Below are 21,979 nucleotides of genomic sequence, written 5' to 3'. Positions count from 1 at the left end.
CGATTCAAGCGTATTCGACGTCCCAGCGCTTGATCCCGTTCAGCCAGCCCGACCGCAGCCGCACCGGCTCGGACACCTGGCGCAGGTTGGGCATCACGTCGGCGATGGCGTTGAACATCAGATCGATCTGCAACCGGGCCAGGTTCGCGCCGACGCAGTAGTGCGTGCCGGTGCCGCCGAAGCCCACGTGCGGGTTCGGATCGCGCAGCACGTCGAAGGTGAACGGATCCGCGAACGCTTCCTCGTCGAAATTGGCCGAGCTGTAGAACAGTCCGAGCCGTTGGCCCTTCTTGATCTCCTGGCCCCCGAGCACGGTGTCCTGTGTGGCGGTGCGCTGGAAGGCCGTGACCGGGGTCGCCCACCGGACGATCTCGTCGGGCGCGGTGCGCGGACGCTGCTGCCGGTAGATCTCCCACTGCTCGGGATGGTCAACGAACGCTTTCATGCCGTGGGTGATCGAGTTGCGCGTGGTCTCGTTTCCCGCCACCGACAGCAGGATGACGAAGAACGCGAACTCGTCCGAGCCGAGGTGCTCGCCGTCGATATCGGCGTTCACCAACTGGGTGACGATGTCCTCGGCCGGGCAGGCGCGCCGCTGTTCGGCCATGTTCCAGGCGTAGCCCATCACCTCGGCGGTGGCGGCGTGGTGATCGCCCTCGAATTCGGGATCGTCGTAGGAGATCATCTGGTTGGACCAGTCGAAGATCTTCTTGCGGTCCTCCTGCGGGATGCCGATCAGTTCGGCGATGGCCTGCAACGGCAGTTCACAGGCGACCTGTTCGACGAAGTCGCCGCTGCCGGACTTTCTGGCCTCGTGCACGATCCGCGCGGCGCGTTCGGTCAGCGCGGCGCGCAGGCTCTCCACCGCCCGCGGGGTGAAGCCCTTGGAGATGATGCGGCGGGTCTTGGTGTGCTTGGGCGGGTCTTGGTTGAGCAACAGCATGTCGCCGAGCATGTCGATCTGCTCGCGCGTGGTCTCCTCGTTGAACCGGATGATCGCGGTGTTCTCGTGCGAGGAGAACACCTCGGGATTCTTGGAGATCTCCTTGATGTGCGCGAGCTTGGAGACGACCCAGTAGCCGCCGTCGTCGAAACCGCTGGCCCGATCGGACTGAGCGCACCACCATACCGGGGCGGTGCGGCGCAGTTCGGCGAACTCCTCGATGGGCAGGCGGGTGGCGAGCAGATCGGGGTCGGTGAAGTCGAAACCCGTCGGGATCGAGGGCGTGGTCACGGTCACGGCTAACTCCTACGGCGGTCTGGGCGCAGACCTGGCGAACACGGTCACCAGTGATGCAACCACAGAACCGAGCTTCGTGAACAGCGTTTAGTAAAACCCGTTTACTTTTCATGCCGCCGGTCCGCCCACCGGACCACGGACGGAGGTGGCAGGTATCGGCCATTACCCCGATTCAGGTGTACACCGACGCCGCGGACCACCTCTAATGAGAGCAGCAGCCCTACTCCGGCCGGAGGTGCCATGCCCAGTCTCTACGACCACGTCGGCGGCGACGAGGTGCTCCATCGTGTCGAAGCGGCGTTCTACGACAAAGCGCTCAGCGACCCGGTGCTGAAGACGTTGTTCACCGAACGACTGCCGCGACACGTCGACCATCTCACCTGGTTCACCGCCGAATCGTTCGGCGGCCCGGATCGATTTACCCGAGAGCTCGGATTCGAATACATCATCGCGGTGCACCGCGGCCTGCGGATCACCGACGAGCAGCGGGAACGTTTCGTCGAGGTGTACATGCAGACCTTCGAGGAGGCCGGACTGCTGGAGAACGAAGAGTTCCGCACCGCGGTCTATGAGCACGTCGCATTCGGATCACGGGTGGCGCAGCAGAATTCGCATGCGACCAGCGATTCGGAGTTGCACCCGATCCGCGAGGTCCCACGCTGGAGTTGGGCGGGCGACGACTGACTCAGCGCAGCGTGATCAGCGGCGGCGGCTGCCATCGCCTCCGCAACACCACCGGCTTGGGCGCGAACAACGCCAGGCTCGCCGAGAACGGATCGGATTCCGGGATGGGCAACCAGTTGCCCCTGGGGACGCCGGACCGGGATCGTGCTGCTGGAGTGTGAGATCGTATCGCGATGAGGTCCAGTCCTCCATGATCCCGTTCCGCCTCCCGATGCGATCGGTCGCAGCGCCAGATCCGTCCCGGAGTACATCCGCCTGTTTGCGGAAAAGTAGCTGACCAGCGGTACCTGTCACCCGATCGCCGAGAGCGGCGGGACTTCGCGCGAATCGCGTCAGAGCACCGGTAACAGCGGCGGGGGACGCCAGCGCCCCTGGACGGCCTCCGCCTTCGGCGCGTACAGGCGCAGGGTCAGCGAGAATTGTCCGGATTCGGGAATCGGCAGCCAGTTCCCGGCCGCGACGCCCGCCCTCGGGTCGGTGTACTGCAACGCGATGTCGACGGACCCATCGGGGTTGACCGTCACCGGATCCGGATGGCCGACCGCGTAGATGCCGGCCGGATTGGGCACCAGATAGTTGTCGGCGGCATAGGCGGTCAGCGACCAGAACTCGTCCACGGGCGGCAACTGGCCGGGCGCGAAATGCAGCCGGAATCGGCCCGTGCCACCTCCGGCGTCCGTCGACGCGAACAGCGTCGGATAGTAGGCGTTCTCGGTCATCAGGCTGGCGCCGAGCGCCACGTGAGCGATGACGGCGCGCAGCAGATAGTTGGTGCCGAACCTGCCGACGTCGGGGTCGACCAGCCAGCCGTTCTCGTTGACCGTCCGCGCCCCCAGAGATACCGGGATCTGCTGCCGTGCGGTCTCCACCGCCGCCGTGAGCTCGGTATCCGAAATGCCCTCGACTGTGCCACCCGGCCGGATCCCGATCTTCTCGGACCGCCGCATGGCGGGCGCGTCCTCGGGCGCGGTCGGGTTGGTCGACAGCAACGCGCACATCCGGTCGAAGAACACCCGCGGGTCCATCCCGGCGACCCACTCGGGTGGCGGCTGTACGCTCGATTGCCCCGTCCCGGTGGGCGCAGGCGGCTCGGTGCCCGCCACCCAAGCGCTCAACGGCACCAATCGCAATCCCTCTTGCGCGGCGCGCACCGCCGGGAGATCGCTCTCGCCGTCGACCCGGATCCGGACGATCAGCCACACCGTCGGCGTCGGCATCGGCAACGGCGTGAGACCTTCCGGTAGCGCACCCGACCACCCCGGACCGGTCACCGCATAGGTATACGGCGGCCCGGCCGACTCAGTCGCCGGCCGACGGCTGCTGGGGTTGTGCACGTTGTTCGTCCAGGCGTCCGTCACCTTGGCCAGCCAGAACCGGCCCTCGTCCAGCGCGGGGACGCTCAGCACCATCGGCTCGCTCGCCACATCGAGCCACGCGGTGGAACGCAGCGTGTCGCGGTCGAGCCGTACCACGTCTCGCTGCGCCGGGGTGGGCAGCGAGGCGGCGTGGTGGAAGCGGTTGATCGGCGTGACCATCTCCGCAGCCACCCGGGTGACGTCCAGCAGCACCAGAGGGTAGCCGAATACGTAGGCGTCTTTGGCGATCGTGGCAGCGTCACCTGGGGCGGGATGCGGCCCGGAATCCTGGCCGAATCCGCCGCATGCCGCCGATCCCAACGCGGCCACCGACGACATCGCGATGCCGAGCGCCGTGCGCCGCGACATCGTGAGCTTGCCTTCGGTCCTCTCGTCCATGATCCGCTCCGCCTCCGATCCTATCGGCACCGCGATTCCCGCACCGGAGCGCGACCGCACTCCGCGACGGAAATCGCAGCTCGAGGGCGTTTGCGGAGGTTCGCCGCGAGAACACGCGGGAAGGAGCGCCGCCCTCGCTCAGAATTCCAGGACGGTGTTCATGATGGTGCCCGCACTGGTGGCCACCACCCCGCCGATCATCGCGCCGGCGATCATCTTCGGCGACTGCAATCCGCCGCCGCTCCACTTCTCCCAGGCGAATCTGCCGCCCGCGTAGATGATGCTGACGATGCCCGACGCGAGCGCGAACCAGGTCAGGTACCGGACGAACTGTAAGAGCTTGTCCGCCAGGGGCGGCGCCTCCGGGGTCGGATTGCCGATCTGCGCCAACGTCGTGAACGAATCGCCGACCGACGCAAGAATGATGCTCACCGTCTACTCCCTCTACGCTCGAATACAACCCTGCCGCCGACCAGCCGCTTTGCGAAAGCCGTTCGACCACCGATGAATTCGGCCACGAACCAGGATACGGGCCCAGACGCCGCCGCGGTGCGCGCACTGCGCGGAACCTTCGCGCCCAGCGGCGGAACGGGCAGCAGGCTCAGGAGTTCGGCTACCCGGGCGCGGGCGAGGGAAACACGAACTTCCCTGCGCTACATGGACCTGACTGCATCGCGGCGAGCGAACGGATACGATCTTCTCAGCGAATCACTTGCCCCTGTCCCGAATCCAGAATGAGCGAACGACGATGATCCTGGCCGCCGCTTACGACACCCTGGCGCAGATCGGCAATCCCAGCCCCGAGGCACCGCCGATCTCCGACAAGTTCCTCCAACTGGTCCGCTACCTGACGTGGTTCGTGCTCCTGTCGGGCATCTGCGGCATCATCTACGCCGGTGGCCGCTTCGCCTGGGAGAAGTGGACCGGCGGCGGACTCGAGTCACCGAAGATGGTGGCCGGAGCCATGATCGGCGGGGTGGTGGCCACCAGCGCGGGCACCATCATGAACGCCGTCATCGGCTGATCCGCCGCGGACCGAATCGCGAACCGCTATAGCCTTTCGCTATGACAAGCGGGCGATGCGCGGTGAGCAGGGCAGGTTCGCGCTGTCAGCGCAGAATGCCCGCGTTTCGCGCTGCGCGCAGCCAGTCCGGGAACTCCCCGAGCAAACGGGCGTAGAGCTGCGCGTCGTCGACCTGATCGATGTCGTCGAGGGCGAAGAAACCCGCGTTGTCGACCGCCCGGTCGGACAATTCGTCCAGAGCGCGCAGCAGACCGTAGTTGGCGCGACCGAGCCCGACGAACTGCCAGAAGGCGGGCAACCGCGCGGCTTCGCGCATGAGCGCCGTGATCTCGCGCTTCTTGGCGAAGCCGCCGTCGGTGAAGAACAACACGAGCGTGGGACGGCCACCAGGGCGCAACGAGTCGATGATGTCGCGCATGACCGGCAGTTCGTCGTTGCGGCCGCCGAGCCGGTCGTAATCGATGTCGCCGTGGGTTCCGCCGAGATGCAGATAGGTCCGGGCCCAGTCGTCACCGTGCTCGACGGTGATGTCGGGCAGCTTGGCGAACGAGAGGGCGTACAGGTACGCCTCCAAGGTGCCGTCGTCGTCGAGCTGGGTGGCCACCGGAATCATCCGCTGCACGACGCGGTGCACCACCTGATCGCGGTACTGCCGTTGCATGCTGCCGGTCTTGTCGATGACCAGCACGACGCGGGCACGGATGCCGAAAGCGTCCTTGTCGATGAGGACCTTCGCGACCTCACGCTTGCGCAGGTCCAGTTTCGCGCGCTTTTCGAAGGAGAGCTTCGCCTCGCCGGGAACGGTGAACACCTCCGCCGCCGGGGCGAGATTCGCCACCGGCCGATCCGGAGAAGGAACGTTCGCACCGGCGGGTTCCTCGTCCACACTCACCCCGTGATCGGTGACCAGCGCGGCGAACCCACCCGCATAGCCTTGCCCGACCGCACGCACCTTCCACGTCCCCTGGCGGCGGTACAGCTCGAGCGCGATCACCACGGATTCGCTGCTCAACCCTTCTATGCGGTACTCGTACAGAACGTTTCCCGCGGCGTCGGCGACCGTGGCGACCGGCGGCGCGAACCGGCCGAAGGTCTGCGCCGGATCGTCGAGTGTGAGCACCGCACGCAACTGGGCGATGTCCGCGGGCAGATCACCCAGCGAAACCGACAGCACTCCGGGCGTTCCCGCCGCCAGCGCGACACCGGGCGCGCTGGGCTGGTTGAAGAACACGAAATCCGCGTCGGATCGCACGCGCCCCACTTCGGTCACCAGTAGCGCCGACACATCGACCGCCGCCTCGGTGCGCACCGACACCAGTACGTGAGCCAGGTCCAGCACACCGTTCTGACCCTTGACCAATGCCGCGCCCATCGAAGCTCCCAGCCGTCGTCACTCCGCAATCGTCACCGGGATCAGGGTAAGGCCGGCCCGGGCCGGATGCGGAGTGTTCGCCGCGGCGATACCGGTTCACCCGCCGCAGAATTCGCCATCGCCGTCAGCGGATACCGGTGCCGCTCAGCGTGGCCATCGGCGGCCGATCGGCCGCGGGCGCCGCGCCCGGCACCGCATGCCAGCTCGAGCCGTCCGGGAGATACTGCGTCAGCGGGACGCCCGAATCGGGGATTCCGAACCGGTCGAGCAGCGTCGCGATCACCTGCCTGCTCATCTCGGCCAATTCGTGCAGCGGCCGATTGCGATGCACGCGGGCGCCGAGATCGACCTGCCCGATGGCGCCGGCCCCGTGCCTGCGCCAGGTGTCGATCAGGATGCCGATCTCGACGCCGTAGGCAGGTGCGAACGGCAACGACCGCAGCAGTTCCCGGGTGGCCGCGTACTCGCCGCCCAGCGGCTGGCGCAACTCGGCCAGCTCCGGCGCGAGCGCGGTGAGCAGCGGCCGGGCCACGAGTTGGGTGACGCGTCCGCCGCCGTCGGGAGCGTCGCCGAACGGCCGGCGGTAGAACCCTTTCACCAACCGCAGTCGGTCGTCGGACAGCAGTGGCGCGAGCAGCGACGGCACGAACCGCGGGTCGGGAGCGACGAGATCCGCGTCGACGAACACGATGAGATCACCGGACGCCACCGCCAGCGACCGCCACAGCACCTCCCCTTTGCCCGGACACGGCGGCACGGCGGGCAGCGCTTGCTCGCGGGAATAGACGGTCGCGCCCGCCGCTCGGGCGCGGGCGGCGGTCCGGTCGGTGGAGCCGGAATCGAGCACGATCAGCTCGTCGACCAAGGTGCCGACCAGGTCACGGATCGAGCCCACCACATCCGCGACGGTGTCCTCCTCGTTCAGAGCGGGAACGACCACCGAGACGGTGCGGTGCCGCTTGCGTTCGAGTAGCTCGTCGTGCGACCACGCGCGGTCGTAGTGCACGACGCCGGTTGCCGTCACCGTGGCTCCCCGTTCCGCGACGGCAGCGCGAGACTGAGCACGACGAGCACCAGCGCGATCGCCGCGACCATCCACAGCACAGTGACGCAGGCGGCGAGGAAGGTGTGCGCGGCGGCGATCTGTCCGGCCACGTCGGCCCCCGCGCCGGGACAGGTGTGCGCGTCGAGGTGCGGGGTCGGCGAACGCAGCGCCGATTCGGCGCAGTCGGCGAACGACGTGACGACACCGTCGCGCTGGGCGGTCGTCGCCGGAGAGTTCGTCAGCGATGCCGCCAGAACGGCTTTCGCATGACCGACGCCGAGGTCGGTGTCGGCGTCGACCCGGCGGAAGAACAGCGCGCCGAGAACCGCCACGCCCAGCGAACTGCCGATCTGCTGCACGGTCGGCACCGTTCCGGACGCCGAACCGGTCGCCCGTTCCGCGACGCCCGCCATCATGGCCGCGGGCAGCGGCGCGGCGAACAGCCCCATCCCGGCTCCGGCGGCGAAGACCGGTACGGCGAGCCGCCCCAGATCGATCGCCGCGTCCTCGGGGTCGACGGTCAGCGCGATGACCACGATGGCGACCGCGAACACCAGCACCCCGAGGGTGAGCCCGCGACTGCCGAGCCGCGCCACCAGGATCGGCGAGGTGAGCGCGCCACACGCGCCGCCGAGCGCGAAGGGCAGCACCAGGATTCCGGTTCGCAAGGCGGTGAATCCCAAGCCGGATTGCGCCATCACCGACACGGTGAACAAGAACGCGGCGAAGATCCCGAAGAACAGCAGCGTGAGCACGGAGCCGACCGCGAAACCCCGGTCCGCGAAGAGATCGATCCGCAGCAGCGGGCTTTCCCCGGCCCGCAGCCGCCTGCGCTGATGCCAGACGAATACGACGAGCAGCCCGAGCCCGGCGCCGAGCAGCCCGAACAGCTGTAGGGGCCAGCGTTGTTCCCGTCCGGCCGCGAGCGGATACAGCAGGGCGACCAGTCCGCTGCTCGCCAGCAGCGCGCCGGCGACATCCAGCCGTTCCCTGGTCGGGGGCCTGCCGACGTGCAGATGCCGGTGCGCCAGCAGCAACCCCAGGACGCACAGCGGCACGTTCAGCAGGAAGATCGCGCGCCAGCCCAGGCCGAACGGATCGGAAGCGATGACCGCGCCGCCGAGCAACGGCCCCACGATGGCCGCCAGACCGGCGGCCGCGCCGTAGAACCCGAAGGCCAACGGCTGCTTGCCCTTCGGGAACACCGCGCTGATGATGGCGATGACCTGCGCGGACATCGCCGCGGCGGACAGGCCCTGGACAGCGCGCGCCGCGATCAGCTCGCCGGGCAGGTGGGCCAGGCCGCACCACACCGAGGCCATGGTGAACGCCGCCATGGCGCCGAGGAAGACGCGCCGCCGCCCGATCGACTCCCCGATCCGCGCGGCGGTCATCAGTGTGCCCGCGAAGGCCAGGCTGTAGCCCGCCACGACGAACACCTGCGCCGAACCGGGCGCCGCCAGATCCTTGGCGATGCTCGGCAGCGCGGTGTTGACGATCGTCATGTCCAGCATCTGCATGAACACCGCGAGCAGGCACGCGCCCAGCGCGGCCCACTCCGGCGGGCCGACGACCACCGAAGGCGTGCCGGTGGCGATGCTCGCCCGCGTACTCATGGAAGGGCGCCGACCCGCACCGCGCGGTCGCCTTTCGCGGCGACGTCGGCCACGATCGCCTGCATGGCGGTGACGTAGCGCCCGATCGCCTCGTGCGCCTGCGGCGTGTCGGGGAACAGCAGGCTGAGGGTGGTGACGTCGGTGAACCTGTTGATCCAGATGTAGACCTCGCGCGAACTGCCGCGGTTGGCGAACATGCCGCCGTCGATCTTGTCGAACATCTCGACGCCCGCCATTTTGCGAATGTCCAGGTAGGACAGCATGCGCGCGTTCCAACCCGGCCGAGTGCGGATACCGAGTTCGGGCGGCGCCAGTTGCAGTGCCCGGTGCAAGGACGCGTCGGTCAGGTCTTTGCCCTGGTCATATGCTTGCTGCGCCGCCGCTACCACGTCCGCGAAAGACTGCTCGGCGCCCACCGAGAAGGCCACCGGGATCAGATTCGTGTACCACCCGACCGAGGCGGCCTCGCCGTCGGTGCGGCGCGTGTTCACCGGCGTGAGACCGAAATACCAGTCGCCACCCGCCAATTCGATCTCCGCGAGCGCGGCCGCGGCGAACAGTCCGCCGGTGAACCGGCCGTCGTGCGCCCGGCAGGCCTCCTCGAAGCGCAGCGCACCCGGTTCGTCGATGAGGACGGTGGTCACCTGCGCGCCCCGGACGTGCTGGTCTCCGTCGACCCACAGGTCCACCGGGAAACCGGGCACGTCACCGCCGTTGCGCCGCAGCAGATCCAGCCAGACGGAGATCTGCGATGAGTCGGCGGTCAGCTCGGCGCTGTGGCGGCGCTCGCGCTCGCAGTACGCGATGTGGCCGGTCACCGGCGCGAGAGTCGGGCTGCCGCCGGACAATTCGCTGCCGTAGAGCGTCAGCAGGTCTACGCACGACAGTGCCTGTGCCACACCGTCGGTGTGCAGGTGATCCACTGCCGCGTACATCGTGAACGACTCCGCGTGCTCGATGACGCCGAAACTGAAGCAGTCCCAGTCCAGCGGGCCGGGCGTCTCGGCGAAGACGTGCGCTCGGATGGTGTCGCTTTCGCTGTGGACGCCGTGTTCGGTCGGCACCATCCGGATGTCCGCCGGGTCGAGTACCCGGCGCTCCACCCGGTCCTCCGGGGTGCGGACGAACCAGCTCCAGAACGTGTCGTGCCTGCGCAGGAAAGCGTCGACCGTGCGCGTGAGCGCGGCATGGTCCGGGACGCCGGGAATCGTGAACGCGAGCATGCACACCCGCGAAACGCGGAAGCCCGCATCGGCATTGCGGTATGTGGTGCGCAGGTATTCCTCCTGCTGATGTGACGGCGGCGCCGGATGCGCCGGGGCACGGCGCGCCGCGGCGAGCGATTCCGGTGCCGCGCGCCAACTGGTGAGCTTTCCCGCAGCGGGATGCCATTCGTCGATGAAACCGAAATTGACCACAGGTGTTCTCGATTCGTGCCGGCGAGGAGAAATCCTCGGCTGAACCCCCATGAAAGTTAACGACTTCGATCATCCGACGACCATGGGTAGCACGGAATCTTGTGACCACCACCAGCAGACGGCGCGGGCGGGTCGTCGAGTTTCCCAAGAATGCTCGCGAGCGCTTGCCGGGCATCGTGACCGCGCCCTACTTTCGCCACCACTACGGTGCACGAAGCAGGTTCGGAGGTCTTGCGTGCGGGCACGAACGACAGGCAGGCCAGGCGCGATCATCACCTCGATCGCCGTCGCGCTCGCGCTCGCCGCTACACCGCTGTCACCGGCCTGGCCTGCGGCGACAGCGGAACCTACGGCCCGGACACCGGACACGGTGACCGCGGATGACGCCCGAGTGGTCGGCATCGAGCCTGGCACCGGTCGGCTGACCGACGTGCGGATCCATTCCGCCGCTATGGGTACGACGATCCCGGTGAAAGTCATCCGCGCACCGGATAATTCGGCACCCGCGCCGACGCTGTATCTGCTCAACGGAGCCAGCGGCGGCTCGGAAGGAAGCAACTGGACCGATCGGACCGATATCGAGGATTTCTTCCGGGACAAACAAGTGAATGTCGTCGTGCCCATGGGCGGCGAGGGAAGTTATTTCGCGGATTGGCGGACGGACGATCCGGTGCTGGGCAGGCAACGCTGGACGACATTTCTCACCAGAGAACTGCCGCCGCTGATCGACGCCGCTTTCGCCGGCAACGGCGCCAACGCCGTCGCCGGAATCTCCATGGCGGCCACCTCGGTATTCCAGCTCGCCCTCAACGCACCCGGGCTCTATCGAGCCGTCGGCTCCTACAGCGGATGCGTCCGCACCAGCGATCCGCAAGGCCAAGCCATGGTCGCCGCCGTCGTCACCCGCTGGCGCGGCAACGCCCTCAACATGTGGGGCCCGCCCACCGATCCCCGATGGGCCGCCAACGACCCGTACCTGCACGCGGATCAACTGCGCGGCACTGCCATCTACGTCTCCACCGGCACCGGCATGCCGGGACCGTTCGACCGGCCCGACGGGCCCGGCATCGACGGCAATCGCGACAAACTGGTCAGCCAGCTCGTCACCGGCGGCTTCCTGGAGGCGATCATCAACCAGTGCGCTCACGTCCTGAGCGATCGATTGCGTGCCTTGAACATCCCCGCGACGTTCGACTTCCGTCCCTCCGGCACGCACTCCTGGGGCTACTGGCAAGAGGACCTGCACAACTCGTGGCCGCTGATCGCCGCGGCGCTGGCGACCCCCGCCACCGGATAGCCGGGTGAGCGGGCCGCGTCACCGCGCGCGGGAAGATTCCGCGGCGCCGGTGATATTGCGCGCCATCCCGCCGAAGATGGCCGCGTGGAACGGCGCGATGGATTTCCAGTACAGATGCCCGGCCAGTCCGTGCGGTTCGAACACCGCGCACTGGCGGTAGGTGGCGCCCGGACCGTCCGGCTCGACCGCGAGCTCGAGCCACGCCCGTCCCGGTACCCGCATCTCGGCGCGCAGGCGCAGCATCCGAGGTCGTTCGATCCGCTCCACCCGCCACCAATCCAGCGCCTCCCCTTCGTGCAGCCGGTGTGGATCGCGGCGTCCACGGCCGAGACCGACGCCGCCGGCGAGCCGGTCGATCCAACCGCGCAGTGACCAGGCCAGCGGGAAGGAATACCAGCCGTGCTCGCCCCCGATAGCCTCGATCACCCGCCACAGCGTCGCGGGGTCGGCATCGGTGTGGCGTTCGCGCACGTCCCGGTACAGCGACCCGCCCGACCACGCCGGGTCGGTGGGCAGCGGGTCCGACGGCGCGCCCGGCGGATGGGCGTCCGACCACCTGGTCGGTACGTCCAGATCGCGAATCTTCTCCAGCGCCAACGCGACTGCTCTGCGATAACCGGTCGGTCCGTCCGGTGGGTCCGGGATGAGGCCCGCGATCGCGTGGTCGCGGCAGACCACGTCGTTGATCAGCGACTCCATGAGCGGAACGGCGATCGCGCGCGGCACCGGGGTCACCAGATTCACCCACTGCGCCGACAACCACGGCGTCAGCACCGGCACCGGCACGATCAGCCGTCGCGGCAGCTGGGCCACTTCGGCGTAGGCGCGCATCATCTGTACGTAGGTCAGCACGTCCGGGCCGCCGATGTCGAACGCGCCGCCCGCGCCTTCGGGCAGCGTCGCCGCCCGCGTCAGGTAATACAGCACGTCACGCACCGCGATCGGCTGGATCCGGTTGCGCACCCAGCGCGGGGTGACCATCAGCGGCAGACGCTCGGTCAGATAGCGCAGCATCTCGAAACTGGCCGAGCCGGAACCGATGATCACCGCGGCCCGCAGCACCAGGGCGGGTACCGCGCCCGCCTGCAGGATCTCGCCGACCTCGGTGCGGGAGGCCAGGTGCCGCGACAGCCGCTGCGCACCCGGGACGATGCCGCCCAAGTAGACGATCCTGGTCAGCCTCGCGTGCGCCGCCTCGGCCGCGACCAGCGTGGCGGCCTCCCGGTCCACCGTGTCGAAGTCAGCGCGGGTCAGCGAATGGACCAGGTAGTACAGCACCTCCTGCCCCGCCAGCGCGCCGCGCACGTCGGCGGCCGAGGTCACGTCGCCCGCCACCACTTCGACGCGATCGCGCCAGGGGGCCTCGGCGAGCTTGCCGGGTGTGCGTGCCAGCACGCGAACCGAGTGACCCGCGCGTAGCAACTCCGGCACCAGCCGTCCGCCGATGTAGCCGGTCGCACCGAACACCACACACCGCACGGCAACCACCCTTCCGATGACCTGCTCAGGTGATGACCGGGGATGCCGGGGCCAAACAGCGACTCCAGTGCGCACAGAACCCGGAATCGACCGCGTCGCCTGATCACGAGTCCCGCTCGATCTCGTGGCGCGTGCCAGACTGGGCCGGTGAGCGAACGCAGCAAAAGCGACAAACCGGACGAACTCACGCCGCGTGATCGCGGTGATGTCATCGGTGTGGGCCTGCTGTGGCTGGCCAAGTGGGCGGTGTGCATCGTCGCGATCGCGGCGGGCGCGTGGGTGCTCGGCTTCCTGGTCGCCCGGCTGTGGGTAGTGATCCTGCCGGTGGCGCTGGCGATCGTGATCGCCACCGTGCTGTGGCCGCCGGTGCGCTGGCTCACCGCCCGCGGCTTGCCGCCCGCCGCGGCGGCCTCGCTCGCGGTGCTCGGTTTCCTCGGTGTGCTCGCCGGTGTCATCGCGCTGATCGTGCCCTCGGTGGTCGACCAGGTCCCGGAACTGGCCGACAAGGCGAGCGCGGGCGTCAACCAGGTGCGCGACTGGTTGCAGGGGCCGCCGTTGCGAATCCGCGAAGAGCAGTTGAATTCGGCGGTCGACGCCATCGTGTCCCGGTTGCAGTCGAGTTCCGCGCAGATCGCCACCGGCGTATTCAGCGGCGTGACCACCGCGACGTCGGCGCTGATCACCCTGTTCCTCGTGCTGGTACTGAGCTTCTTCTTCGTCAAGGACGGGCCGCGTTTCCTGCCCTGGCTGCACAGCGTCTCCGGCAGCCGCGGCGGCAGGCACCTGGAAGAGGTGCTCAGCCGGATCTGGGTCGTGCTCGGCGGGTTCATCCGGACCCAGGCGCTGGTCAGCCTGGTCGACGCGGTGCTCATCGGCGCCGGTCTGGTCATCCTCGGGGTACCGCTGGCGCTGGTGCTCGCGGTGATCACCTTCCTCGGCGGATTCGTGCCGATGGTCGGCGCGTTCGTCGCGGGCGCCCTCGCGGTGCTGGTCGCGCTGGTGGGCAACGGCTTCGTCACCGCGCTGATCGTGCTCGGCATCGTCGTGGCCGTACAGCAACTGGAGGGCAACGTGCTGCAACCGGTGTTGCAGAGCCGCAGCATGCAGTTGCACGCGGTCATCGTGCTGCTCGCGGTCACCGCGGGCGGCTCGCTCTACGGGATCGTCGGCGCGTTCCTGGCCGTGCCGGTCGTCGCGATCGCCGCGGTGGTCCTGCGTTACCTCGGCGAGCAGATCGACGCGGCCACCGCGCCACCGCCGGAACCGGAGAGCGAACCCGCGGACTGACGCAGTACCGCGCGCCATCCTTGCACTCAGTCCGAATGTAACTATCGCCGTCGCCCCCTGCGGTTTCTAGCGTCAGTGGACATGACAACTGATGTGGGCACCCCGCTCAACGACATCGCCGACGCGACGGCGAAGGCGGTGGCCGACGACCCGGCGAACGCGCTGGTGGTGTTCCGTGCCTCCGGGACTCCCGAGGGGACAGTGGGCAGCGCGATCACGCTCGGTAGGCACACCGTGCGCGTGGACGAACCACCCGCGCTCGGCGGCGCGGACACCGCGCCCAATCCGGTCGAGGTGTACCTGGCGTCGCTCATCGCCTGTCAAGTGGTGACCTATCGGTTCTGGGCCCAGCGCCTCGGCATCACGATCGACGAACTGGCGGTGAGCGCCGAAGGCGATCTCGACGTGCGCGGGTTCTTCGGCTTGGATGAGAACGTTCGCCCCGGCTTCCAGGCGGTGCGGGTGACCGTCCGCCTCAGCGGGCCCGAGACCGAGCAGCGCTATGCCGAACTCCAGCAGGCCGTCGACGCACACTGCCCGGTACTGGATCTCACGACCGGGCGCACTCCGGTCGACACCAGGCTGATCACCGATTAGCCGCCGTCCCAACCAGCTCGATCACTCACCAGAAGGAGGACCTTCCCGATGACCGAACCCGACCTGTCGCAGGACTGGAGCTTCGAGACGAAGCAGATCCACGTCGGACAGATTCCGGACGGCACGACCAACGCCCGCGCCCTGCCGATCTACCAGACCACCTCCTACACCTTCCGCGACACCGCGCACGCGGCGGCGCTGTTCGGTCTGGCCGAGCCCGGCAACATCTACACCCGGATCATGAACCCGACCCAGGACGCGGTGGAGCAGCGCATCGCCGCCCTGGAAGGCGGCGTGGCCGCTCTGCTGCTGGCCTCCGGGCAGGCCGCGGAGACCTTCGCGATCCTCAACATCGCCGGAGCGGGCGACCACATCGTGTCCAGCCCCCGGCTCTACGGCGGCACCTACAACCTCTTCCACTACTCGCTGCCCAAGCTCGGCATCGAGGTCTCGTTCGTCGACGACCCCGACGACCTCGAGCAGTGGAAAGCCGCCATCCGCCCGAACACCAAGGCGCTGTACGGCGAAACGATCTCCAACCCGCAGAACCACATCCTCGACATCCCGGGGATCGCGGGCGTCGCCCACGACAACGGTGTGCCGTTGATCGTGGACAACACCGTCGCCACGCCGTACCTGATCCAGCCGCTGGCCCATGGCGCCGACATCGTCGTGCACTCGGCCACCAAGTACCTCGGCGGACACGGCGCGGCCATCGCGGGCGTGATCGTGGACGGCGGCAAGTTCGACTGGACCGGCGGCCGCTTCCCCGGCTTCACCGAACCCGACCCGAGCTACCACGGTGTCGTGTACGCCGAACTCGGCGCGCCCGCCTACGCGTTGAAGGCGCGCGTGCAACTGCTGCGCGACCTCGGCTCGGCGGTCTCGCCGTTCAACGCGTTCCTGATCAGCCAGGGCCTGGAGACGCTGAGTCTGCGGGTGGAGCGGCACGTGCAGAACGCGCAGGCGGTGGCCGAATTCCTCACCACCCGTTCGGAAGTCACCTCGGTGTCCTACGCGGGCCTGCCGTCGTCGCCGTGGTACGAGCGCGGCCGCGCCCTCGCCCCGAAGGGCACCGGCGCGGTGATCGGCTTCGAGCTGGCGGGCGGCGTGGACGCGGGCAAGCGGTTCGTCGAGGCGCTGCGCCTGCACAGCCACGTGGCCAACATCGGCGACGTCCGCTCGCTGGTGATCCACCCGGCCTCCACCACCCACTCGCAACTGACGCCGGAAGAGCAACTGGCCGCGGGCGTCACCCCCGGCCTGGTCCGACTCGCGGTCGGCATCGAGGGAATCGACGACATCCTCGCCGACCTGCGCGCCGGATTCGACGCGGCATCCTGACGCGTTGGCCCCGCCGGGTGTGCCCGGCGGGGATCGGGTGGTCAACTCCTCCCGCACGGGAGCCGCACACCCGCCTTGGGCGCGCTGCTAACCGCGAAAAACATTGCCCCGGCGCAAACTCGCTGGAGTCCGCGAACACAGCCTCTCCGCAGCACCCGTACACGGTCACCGTACATGCCCAGGACCAGCAGCCCGACTGGTTCAACGTGCTCGATGCCCGCGTGTCGATGTCACTGCGGGGCGCTTCGACCGCTTTGTCGGATGCCTGGGCCGCTTCGCGGAACTTGGCCGCGAAGAAGCGCATCCGCTCCGAGGTGAGGTAGCCGTCGCGGAGTGTCGTGCTGACCAGTTCGCCAACCACCTCGAACGCCCCCACACGACGGGGGATCGGATGGGCTCTTGATCAGGCCACGGCGTGGCTCGGAACCCGCGCAGCGGGGCAAAGCCCCGTTTCGAGGGTGGTTTCCCTGATTTCCGTTGAAGAAAACCAGCAGCAGCGCAGTCGCGATTGGTTGACCACGGCGACAGGGCTATTCGGCGCTGTCACGCGGATTCGATTGGCAGGGGCGCGTTTCACCGCAATCGAAAATAAATCGAACTGCCGCGCATCCGTACGGCTTTCTGGACCGAACTAGAAGGGTAGGTACATGTCCTCTTCAGAATGAGGTGGGTAAGTCCATGGGCATAGCAGTACCCGGAATCGAAACTGCAGCACACCCGTTCTTCCGCCGCGCCGCCACTCTGGTCGTCGCGGGCGCCATTCCGTTGTCCTTGGTCGGCGCCGCCGCGACCGCCACCGCGAACCCGCTGCCGGAGATCTCCGTCCAGGTCCCGTTCGCCCCGGGGCCCGGCCTCGGCGTCATCCCGGTGGCCGATCCCGCGGACCCCGAGGCTCTTCCGCCCGCGCCCCCGGTTTCCGCGGGCCGCAACGACCTGAGCGTCAACCGGCCGATGCCGGATCCGAACCTGCTCGCGCCGATCGATCCGCAGCGGCTGCACCTGCCCAACCCCGCAGCCCCGGCTCCCGCGGTCGCGCCGATCGAGGCGCCGCCCGGCACGCTGCGCGTGGGTTCGGTGGTGATCGGCCGCCCGGACTTCATGACTCCCGAGCAGGGCAAGATGTTCAACGACGCGATCGCGGGCCCGGAAGCAGGCATCGCGCAGACCCTGGATTCGGCGGGCTTCGATCCGTCGCGTTCCGACCGCATCGCCGCCGACCTGATCGGCTCCACCGCCATCGGCGCCTCGGCGGGCAGCATGGTGGCCGCGCCGGTCGCCTCGATCGGAGCGGTCATCGGCGCCATCTGCGGCGCCATCGCGGGCCTGCCGATGTTTCCGACCGGGACGGTGGCCGTCATGGCCTTCGGCGCCGCCATCGGTTATGGATTCGTCGCCTCCCCTGCCATCGCCGTCGGTGCGGCCCTCGGCGCGGGTGTCGGTGTGCTGCAAGGCCTTCTGACACCGCCCACGGTTCCGGCCGCGTAATTCCCGGCGCGCCGGAGACCGCACGCAGCATGCGGATTCGGCGGCGATTTCGAATACGCACGATTTCCGCGAAGACCCGGTTGCCCGCCGGGTCTTCCGCTTTTTACGAGGAATGGCCGATGTTTGGCCGCCCGATTACGGGCTACTGCCGAGAAGACCGGCTGAAGATGGCCGGCCGGTCGCTTCAAAGGGAGGTTGTGACATGAGCGCAGTCGACAAGGCGAAGAACAAGACCGATAAAGTCGCTGGTCAGGCCAAAGAAAAGCTCGGAGAGGCCAAGGGTGACCGGGGGAAGCGCGACGAAGGCCGCACCGACCAGATCAAGTCCGACCTGAAGGACGCCGGCGAGAAGGTCAAGGACGCCTTCCGGCACTGACCGCTGCACGTGCGCTATCGGACGTTGTCCGTGCCTGGCGCCGCGCACGGCCGTAGCGAACGCGTGGTAGCACCGCGCACGGCCGAGCGAAAGCGGAGGCAGATAGGCCGTAGGCGGATGGCCGCATGAAGCGGGCATCCGCCTTGCTTTCCAGGAACTGGTCCAACCAGTTGACCTGTTGACCGCCATACGCGAGACTCGGTGACATGGAATTCGCCGCGGTCGCCCGCACCGCCGTCTCCGATACGGTCTTCGGCCAGATCATCGACGCCATCCTGAGCGGCAAACTCGCCCCCGAGGCGACGCTCCCCTCCGAGCGCGAGCTGGCCGAGATGTTCCAGGTGAACCGCCACGCCGTCCGCGAAGCGCTCAAGCGCGTACAGCAGAGCGGGCTGGTCCGCGTCACGCCCGGTGGCAAGACCCGGGTTCTCGACTGGCGCTCGCACGCGGGCCTGGACATCCTGACCGCGCTCACTCGCTCCGGCGCGGTACCGGCCAGACGGATCCTGCACGACATCGCGGTGATGCGGCGTTCGGTCGCCGCCGACGCGGCCCGGTTGTGCGCCGAGCACGCCGACGCCGACCAACTGGCGACGGTGCAACGCGCCGCCGCGGCCTATCCGGACGCCACCGCCCCGTTCGGCGCCGTGGTCGATGCCGATCTGGCGTTCTGGGTGGCGATCCTGGACGGCTCCGGCAATCTCGCCTACCGGCTGGCGTTGAACACCCTGGTCTCCGGCTATTTCGGGATCGGGATGGAAGTCGTCGCCGAACTGGGCCTGAACAAGGAATACATCGATCCCGGCGCCCATCGCGCGCTCGCGGAACACATTGCCCGCCGCGATTCGGCCGCGGCCTACGACACCGCCTACGCCCTGCTCACCCGCCTGGTGGACGCCCAAGCAGCACCGAAAGATTGACCCATTGTTCGACCTGATCGCCCACGCCATACCGGTTTTCGTGCTCTGCCTTGCCCTCGAAGCGGCCTCCTTCCACCTGCTGCCCGACGACGACCAACTCGGCTACCAGTTCCGCGACGCGCGCACCAGCGTGCTCATGGGGCTGGGGAACGTGGTGGTGAACCTCGGCTGGAAACTCGCGGTCGTCGCGGTGTACGCCGCGGCGTACCTGGCCGCCCCGTTCCATCTCCCGACGGACCATCCGTTGACCTGGGTCGCGCTGTTCTTCGCCGACGAGATCGCCTACTACTGGTATCACCGCACGCACCACACGGTGCGCGTGTTCTGGGCCAGCCACGTGGTGCACCACTCCAGCGAGTTCTACAACCTCTCCACCGCGCTGCGCCAGCCGTGGACCCCGTTCAGCTCGCTGCCCTATTGGTTGCCGCTGGCGCTGGCCGGTTTCCCGCCCTGGATGATCCTGCTGCAACAGTCGGTCAGCCTCGTCTACCAGTTCTTCATCCACACCGAGCGGGTCGCGACGCTATGGCGTCCCGTGGAATTCGTGCTCAACACCCCGTCCCATCACCGGGTGCACCACGGCTCCAACGATCGCTACCTGGACAAGAACTACGGCGGCATCCTGATCATCTGGGATCGGCTGTTCGGCACCTTCGAGCCGGAGGACGAACGCGTCCGCTACGGGCTGACCAAGAACATCGAGACGTTCAATCCGGCGAAGGTCGCCACCCACGAGTTCGCCTCGATCTGGCGGGACCTGCGTAGCGCGCCCTCGTGGCGCGCCCGCGGCGGCTACTTGTTCCGCGGCCCGGGCTGGGCGCCCGCCGACTGATCCCCGCCGCCGCGCCCGTCGCCCTCCTCCTCGACGAGCCGCAGCTCGCTCGGCCACCAGATCTTCCGCCCGATCAGGCTGAACAGCGCGGGGATCACCACCGTGCGCACGACGAACGTGTCCAGCAGGATGCCGAGGCCCACCACGATGCCGACTTGAGTCAGGGTGATCAGCGGGAGCACGCCGAGCACGCAGAACACCGCCGCGAGCACGATGCCCGCACTGGTGATCACCGCGCCGGTCACCGACACCGCCCGCACCATGCCATGCGTGGTGCCGTGGCCCGGAGTCTCCTCGCGGGCCCTGGTCACCAAGAAGATCGTGTAGTCGACGCCGAGCGCGACCAGGAACAGGAACGCGAACAGCGGCACGCTGATGTCCAGCGCCGGGAACCCGAACACGTGCTCGCTCATCCAGCTGCCCAGCCCGAGCGCCGCCAGCGCGCTCAACACCGTGACCGCGACGAGCAGCAACGCGGCAGGCACCGCGCGCAGCAGCACCAGCAGCACCACCAGCACGACGACCAGGATCAGCGGAATGATCAGCTTGCGGTCGCGGCTCGCGGCCGTCTGGACGTCCAGCGCCTGGGCATCGGTGCCGCCGACAATCGCGTCGGCGCCCGGCACCTGGGCCACCGACGCGCGCAGCGCCTCGATCGTGTCGAAGGCACGTGCGGAAGACGGCGGCGCGTCGATCACCACGGCCCACCGGGTCAGCCCGGTCGGCGAGGTGCCGGTCTGCCAGGTCATCACCACGCCCTCCGTGCGGTGGAACGCCGCGTCGACCTGCACCACCGCGTCGCTGCGCGCGAGGACGATCGCGGGATCGGAAGCGCCGGAGGGGAAATGCCGAGCGAGGGCGTCGAATCCCTCCACCGACTCCGCGCGAACCCGGAACTGCTCGGTCTGCGACAGGCCCACCTGCGTCGACAGCAATCCGGTCGCGCAGATGGCCAGCCCCACGAGCGCGGTTCCTGCGACCACCGCGGGCCTGCGCACCACCCACGCGGCGACCGCGTGCCAGACGCCCTCGTTCGCCGTATCGCGATCGTCGGCCTCCGGCACGAACGGCCAGAACACGTTGCGTCCGCACAACACGAGCGCGGCGGGCAGCGCGAGCAGGACGAACACCACCGCGACCAGCAATCCCAGCGCGGCCATCACACCGAGACTGCGCGTGCTGGGCACGGAGGCGAGCACCAGCACGAGCAGGGCGGCGACCACCGTGACGTTGCTGGCCAGGATCGCGGGCCCGGCGCGCCGCACCGCGTGTCGCAATGCCGTGCGGTGGTCGGCTTCCCGATGCAGTTCGTCCCGATAACGCGACACCAGCAGCAGCGCGTAGTTGGTGCCCGCACCGAACACCAGCACACTCGTGACACCGGAGGTCGAGCCGTCGAAGGTCAGGGCGGTCACACGCGCCAGCGCGGTTCCGGCGCCGGTGGCCACCCGATCGGCCGCGCCGACCACCGCGAGCGGCACCAGCCACAGCACCGGGGAGCGGTACGTCGCGATCAGCAGCACGGCGACGACCATCGCGGTCACCGCCAGCAGGGTGACGTTGGCGCCGGAGAACGAGTCGGCGATGTCGGCGCCGAACGCCGGACCGCCGGTGACCTGCAGGACGAGTCCCTCGGGCAGGCCCTCCCGCGCGACGGCACGGATGTCCCCGATCCGGTCGGTCAGCGGGAATCCGCTCAGATCGGCGTCCACGGGCACTTGCCCGATCGCCGCTTTCCGGTCCGGCGAAGCGAGCAGGTCGCTCGGGCCGGGTGCCCGTCCCGACGCGCGCGTGACCGCCGTCACGGTGGCGTTGCGGTCGTCATCGGTCAGCTCGCCGTCATCGGCGCGCGTCACCACGATGATCGCGGCGGCCGACCCCGCGTCCGGGAACTCCTCGAGCGCCTGTTCGACTCGCGCCGATTCGGCTGAGGCCGGTAGCGCGGTAGGGGCCTGCCCGGCGGACTCGTTCTCGCCCACCGCGCCGATCAGGCCGATCGAAGCCGCGGCGAGCACCACGAGCAGCACCCACGAGGTCCGGGCGGTCACCACCGACGCATAGCGATCCCAAGCGCTCACCCCGCCAACTCTCTCAGAAACTGAGCCGCGATGGCCGAACTGCCCGACGCGGACCTGCGCGCCGCACATCGCGTGCTGGTCGCCGTCGTCCACGCGATGCGCGAGCGTCACCACGGGCTGACCGGCGAGTG

19 protein-coding genes are annotated in these 21,979 nt (G+C 68.6%); 10 read left to right on the top strand and 9 right to left on the bottom strand.

All coding sequences use genetic code 11. From position 1 onward, the window contains the following. Nucleotides 1-4 precede the first annotated feature (4 nt). Entirely contained in the window at nucleotides 5-1,234 is a 1,230-nt protein-coding gene (locus tag AB0L97_RS11015) for a cytochrome P450 (protein WP_356965225.1), read from the bottom strand. A gap of 246 nt (nucleotides 1,235-1,480) precedes the next feature. On the opposite strand from AB0L97_RS11015, the gene AB0L97_RS11010 reads away from it, so the two are divergent. Next, complete coding sequence (locus AB0L97_RS11010) at nucleotides 1,481-1,924, top strand: hypothetical protein (protein WP_364427606.1); 444 nt, start codon at nucleotides 1,481-1,483, stop codon at nucleotides 1,922-1,924. Between the two features lie 332 nt (nucleotides 1,925-2,256). On the opposite strand, the gene AB0L97_RS11005 is transcribed toward AB0L97_RS11010, so the two are convergent. After that, nucleotides 2,257-3,678 (bottom strand): DUF1254 domain-containing protein, encoded by a 1,422-nt coding sequence (locus AB0L97_RS11005; RefSeq protein ID WP_364427603.1) that lies wholly within the window; start codon nucleotides 3,676-3,678, stop codon nucleotides 2,257-2,259. Between the two features lie 138 nt (nucleotides 3,679-3,816). Continuing rightward, nucleotides 3,817-4,110 (bottom strand): hypothetical protein, encoded by a 294-nt coding sequence (locus tag AB0L97_RS11000; protein WP_195077704.1) that lies wholly within the window; start codon nucleotides 4,108-4,110, stop codon nucleotides 3,817-3,819. A 316-nt stretch (nucleotides 4,111-4,426) separates the two neighbouring features. On the opposite strand from AB0L97_RS11000, the gene AB0L97_RS10995 reads away from it, so the two are divergent. Continuing rightward, complete coding sequence (locus tag AB0L97_RS10995) at nucleotides 4,427-4,702, top strand: hypothetical protein (RefSeq protein WP_355072692.1); 276 nt, start codon at nucleotides 4,427-4,429, stop codon at nucleotides 4,700-4,702. Nucleotides 4,703-4,787: 85 nt separating this feature from the next. Here AB0L97_RS10995 and AB0L97_RS10990 read toward each other — a convergent pair whose 3' ends face one another. From AB0L97_RS10990 to AB0L97_RS10975, 4 genes are all read right to left on the bottom strand, one after another. Then, nucleotides 4,788-6,074 (bottom strand): VWA domain-containing protein, encoded by a 1,287-nt coding sequence (locus tag AB0L97_RS10990; RefSeq protein WP_364427598.1) that lies wholly within the window; start codon nucleotides 6,072-6,074, stop codon nucleotides 4,788-4,790. A gap of 124 nt (nucleotides 6,075-6,198) precedes the next feature. Beyond that, entirely contained in the window at nucleotides 6,199-7,098 is a 900-nt protein-coding gene (locus AB0L97_RS10985) for a glucosyl-3-phosphoglycerate synthase (RefSeq protein WP_364427595.1), read from the bottom strand. After that, nucleotides 7,095-8,735: an MFS transporter gene (locus tag AB0L97_RS10980; protein ID WP_364427592.1), complete on the bottom strand. Its 1,641-nt coding sequence runs from the start codon at nucleotides 8,733-8,735 to the stop codon at nucleotides 7,095-7,097. Before AB0L97_RS10980 ends, AB0L97_RS10985 begins: the two co-directional genes overlap by 4 nt. Then, a complete protein-coding gene (locus tag AB0L97_RS10975; protein ID WP_364427589.1) occupies nucleotides 8,732-10,153 on the bottom strand; it encodes a condensation domain-containing protein in 1,422 nt (473 codons plus the stop codon). Before AB0L97_RS10975 ends, AB0L97_RS10980 begins: the two co-directional genes overlap by 4 nt. 370 nt (nucleotides 10,154-10,523) lie before the next feature. On the opposite strand from AB0L97_RS10975, the gene AB0L97_RS10970 reads away from it, so the two are divergent. Then, nucleotides 10,524-11,450, top strand: coding sequence for an alpha/beta hydrolase family protein (locus AB0L97_RS10970; RefSeq protein WP_364427963.1), 927 nt, complete (start codon nucleotides 10,524-10,526; stop codon nucleotides 11,448-11,450). Nucleotides 11,451-11,468: 18 nt separating this feature from the next. Here the strand turns inward: AB0L97_RS10970 and AB0L97_RS10965 are convergent, their stop codons facing one another. Next, nucleotides 11,469-12,929: an SDR family oxidoreductase gene (locus tag AB0L97_RS10965; RefSeq protein ID WP_364427586.1), complete on the bottom strand. Its 1,461-nt coding sequence runs from the start codon at nucleotides 12,927-12,929 to the stop codon at nucleotides 11,469-11,471. A 147-nt stretch (nucleotides 12,930-13,076) separates the two neighbouring features. On the opposite strand from AB0L97_RS10965, the gene AB0L97_RS10960 reads away from it, so the two are divergent. The 7 genes from AB0L97_RS10960 (at nucleotide 13,077) to AB0L97_RS10930 (ending at nucleotide 19,770) form a co-directional block, all read left to right on the top strand. Continuing rightward, the gene (locus AB0L97_RS10960; protein ID WP_355072682.1) at nucleotides 13,077-14,216 is read left to right on the top strand and encodes an AI-2E family transporter; all 1,140 of its coding nucleotides are present in this window, start codon (nucleotides 13,077-13,079) and stop codon (nucleotides 14,214-14,216) included. Between the two features lie 81 nt (nucleotides 14,217-14,297). Beyond that, on the top strand, nucleotides 14,298-14,813 hold the full coding sequence (locus AB0L97_RS10955; protein ID WP_355072680.1) for an OsmC family protein: 516 nt from the start codon (nucleotides 14,298-14,300) through the stop codon (nucleotides 14,811-14,813). Nucleotides 14,814-14,861: 48 nt separating this feature from the next. Next, nucleotides 14,862-16,157, top strand: a complete 1,296-nt coding sequence (locus AB0L97_RS10950) for a bifunctional o-acetylhomoserine/o-acetylserine sulfhydrylase (RefSeq protein WP_355072679.1) — start codon at nucleotides 14,862-14,864, stop codon at nucleotides 16,155-16,157. A gap of 678 nt (nucleotides 16,158-16,835) precedes the next feature. Then, nucleotides 16,836-17,642, top strand: coding sequence for a hypothetical protein (locus AB0L97_RS10945; protein WP_364427581.1), 807 nt, complete (start codon nucleotides 16,836-16,838; stop codon nucleotides 17,640-17,642). A 202-nt stretch (nucleotides 17,643-17,844) separates the two neighbouring features. Next, nucleotides 17,845-18,018, top strand: coding sequence for a CsbD family protein (locus tag AB0L97_RS10940; protein ID WP_355072675.1), 174 nt, complete (start codon nucleotides 17,845-17,847; stop codon nucleotides 18,016-18,018). A gap of 206 nt (nucleotides 18,019-18,224) precedes the next feature. After that, nucleotides 18,225-18,938 carry a GntR family transcriptional regulator gene (locus AB0L97_RS10935; protein WP_355072674.1) on the top strand — a complete coding sequence of 238 codons (714 nt, stop codon included), beginning with the start codon at nucleotides 18,225-18,227 and terminating at the stop codon, nucleotides 18,936-18,938. 4 nt (nucleotides 18,939-18,942) lie between these two features. Then, entirely contained in the window at nucleotides 18,943-19,770 is an 828-nt protein-coding gene (locus AB0L97_RS10930) for a sterol desaturase family protein (RefSeq protein WP_364427576.1), read from the top strand. On the opposite strand, the gene AB0L97_RS10925 is transcribed toward AB0L97_RS10930, so the two are convergent. After that, nucleotides 19,731-21,848, bottom strand: coding sequence for an MMPL family transporter (locus tag AB0L97_RS10925; RefSeq protein WP_364427573.1), 2,118 nt, complete (start codon nucleotides 21,846-21,848; stop codon nucleotides 19,731-19,733). The two genes, AB0L97_RS10930 and AB0L97_RS10925, sit on opposite strands and share 40 nt — an antisense overlap. Nucleotides 21,849-21,979: the final 131 nt, after the last annotated feature.

Source organism: Nocardia sp. NPDC051911, from assembly GCF_040681035.1.
In the GTDB taxonomy this organism is placed as follows: Bacteria; Actinomycetota; Actinomycetes; order Mycobacteriales; family Mycobacteriaceae; genus Nocardia; species Nocardia sichangensis.
Note: the sequence above shows the minus strand (reverse complement) of the source record. Positions and strands in the feature narration are given on the sequence as shown.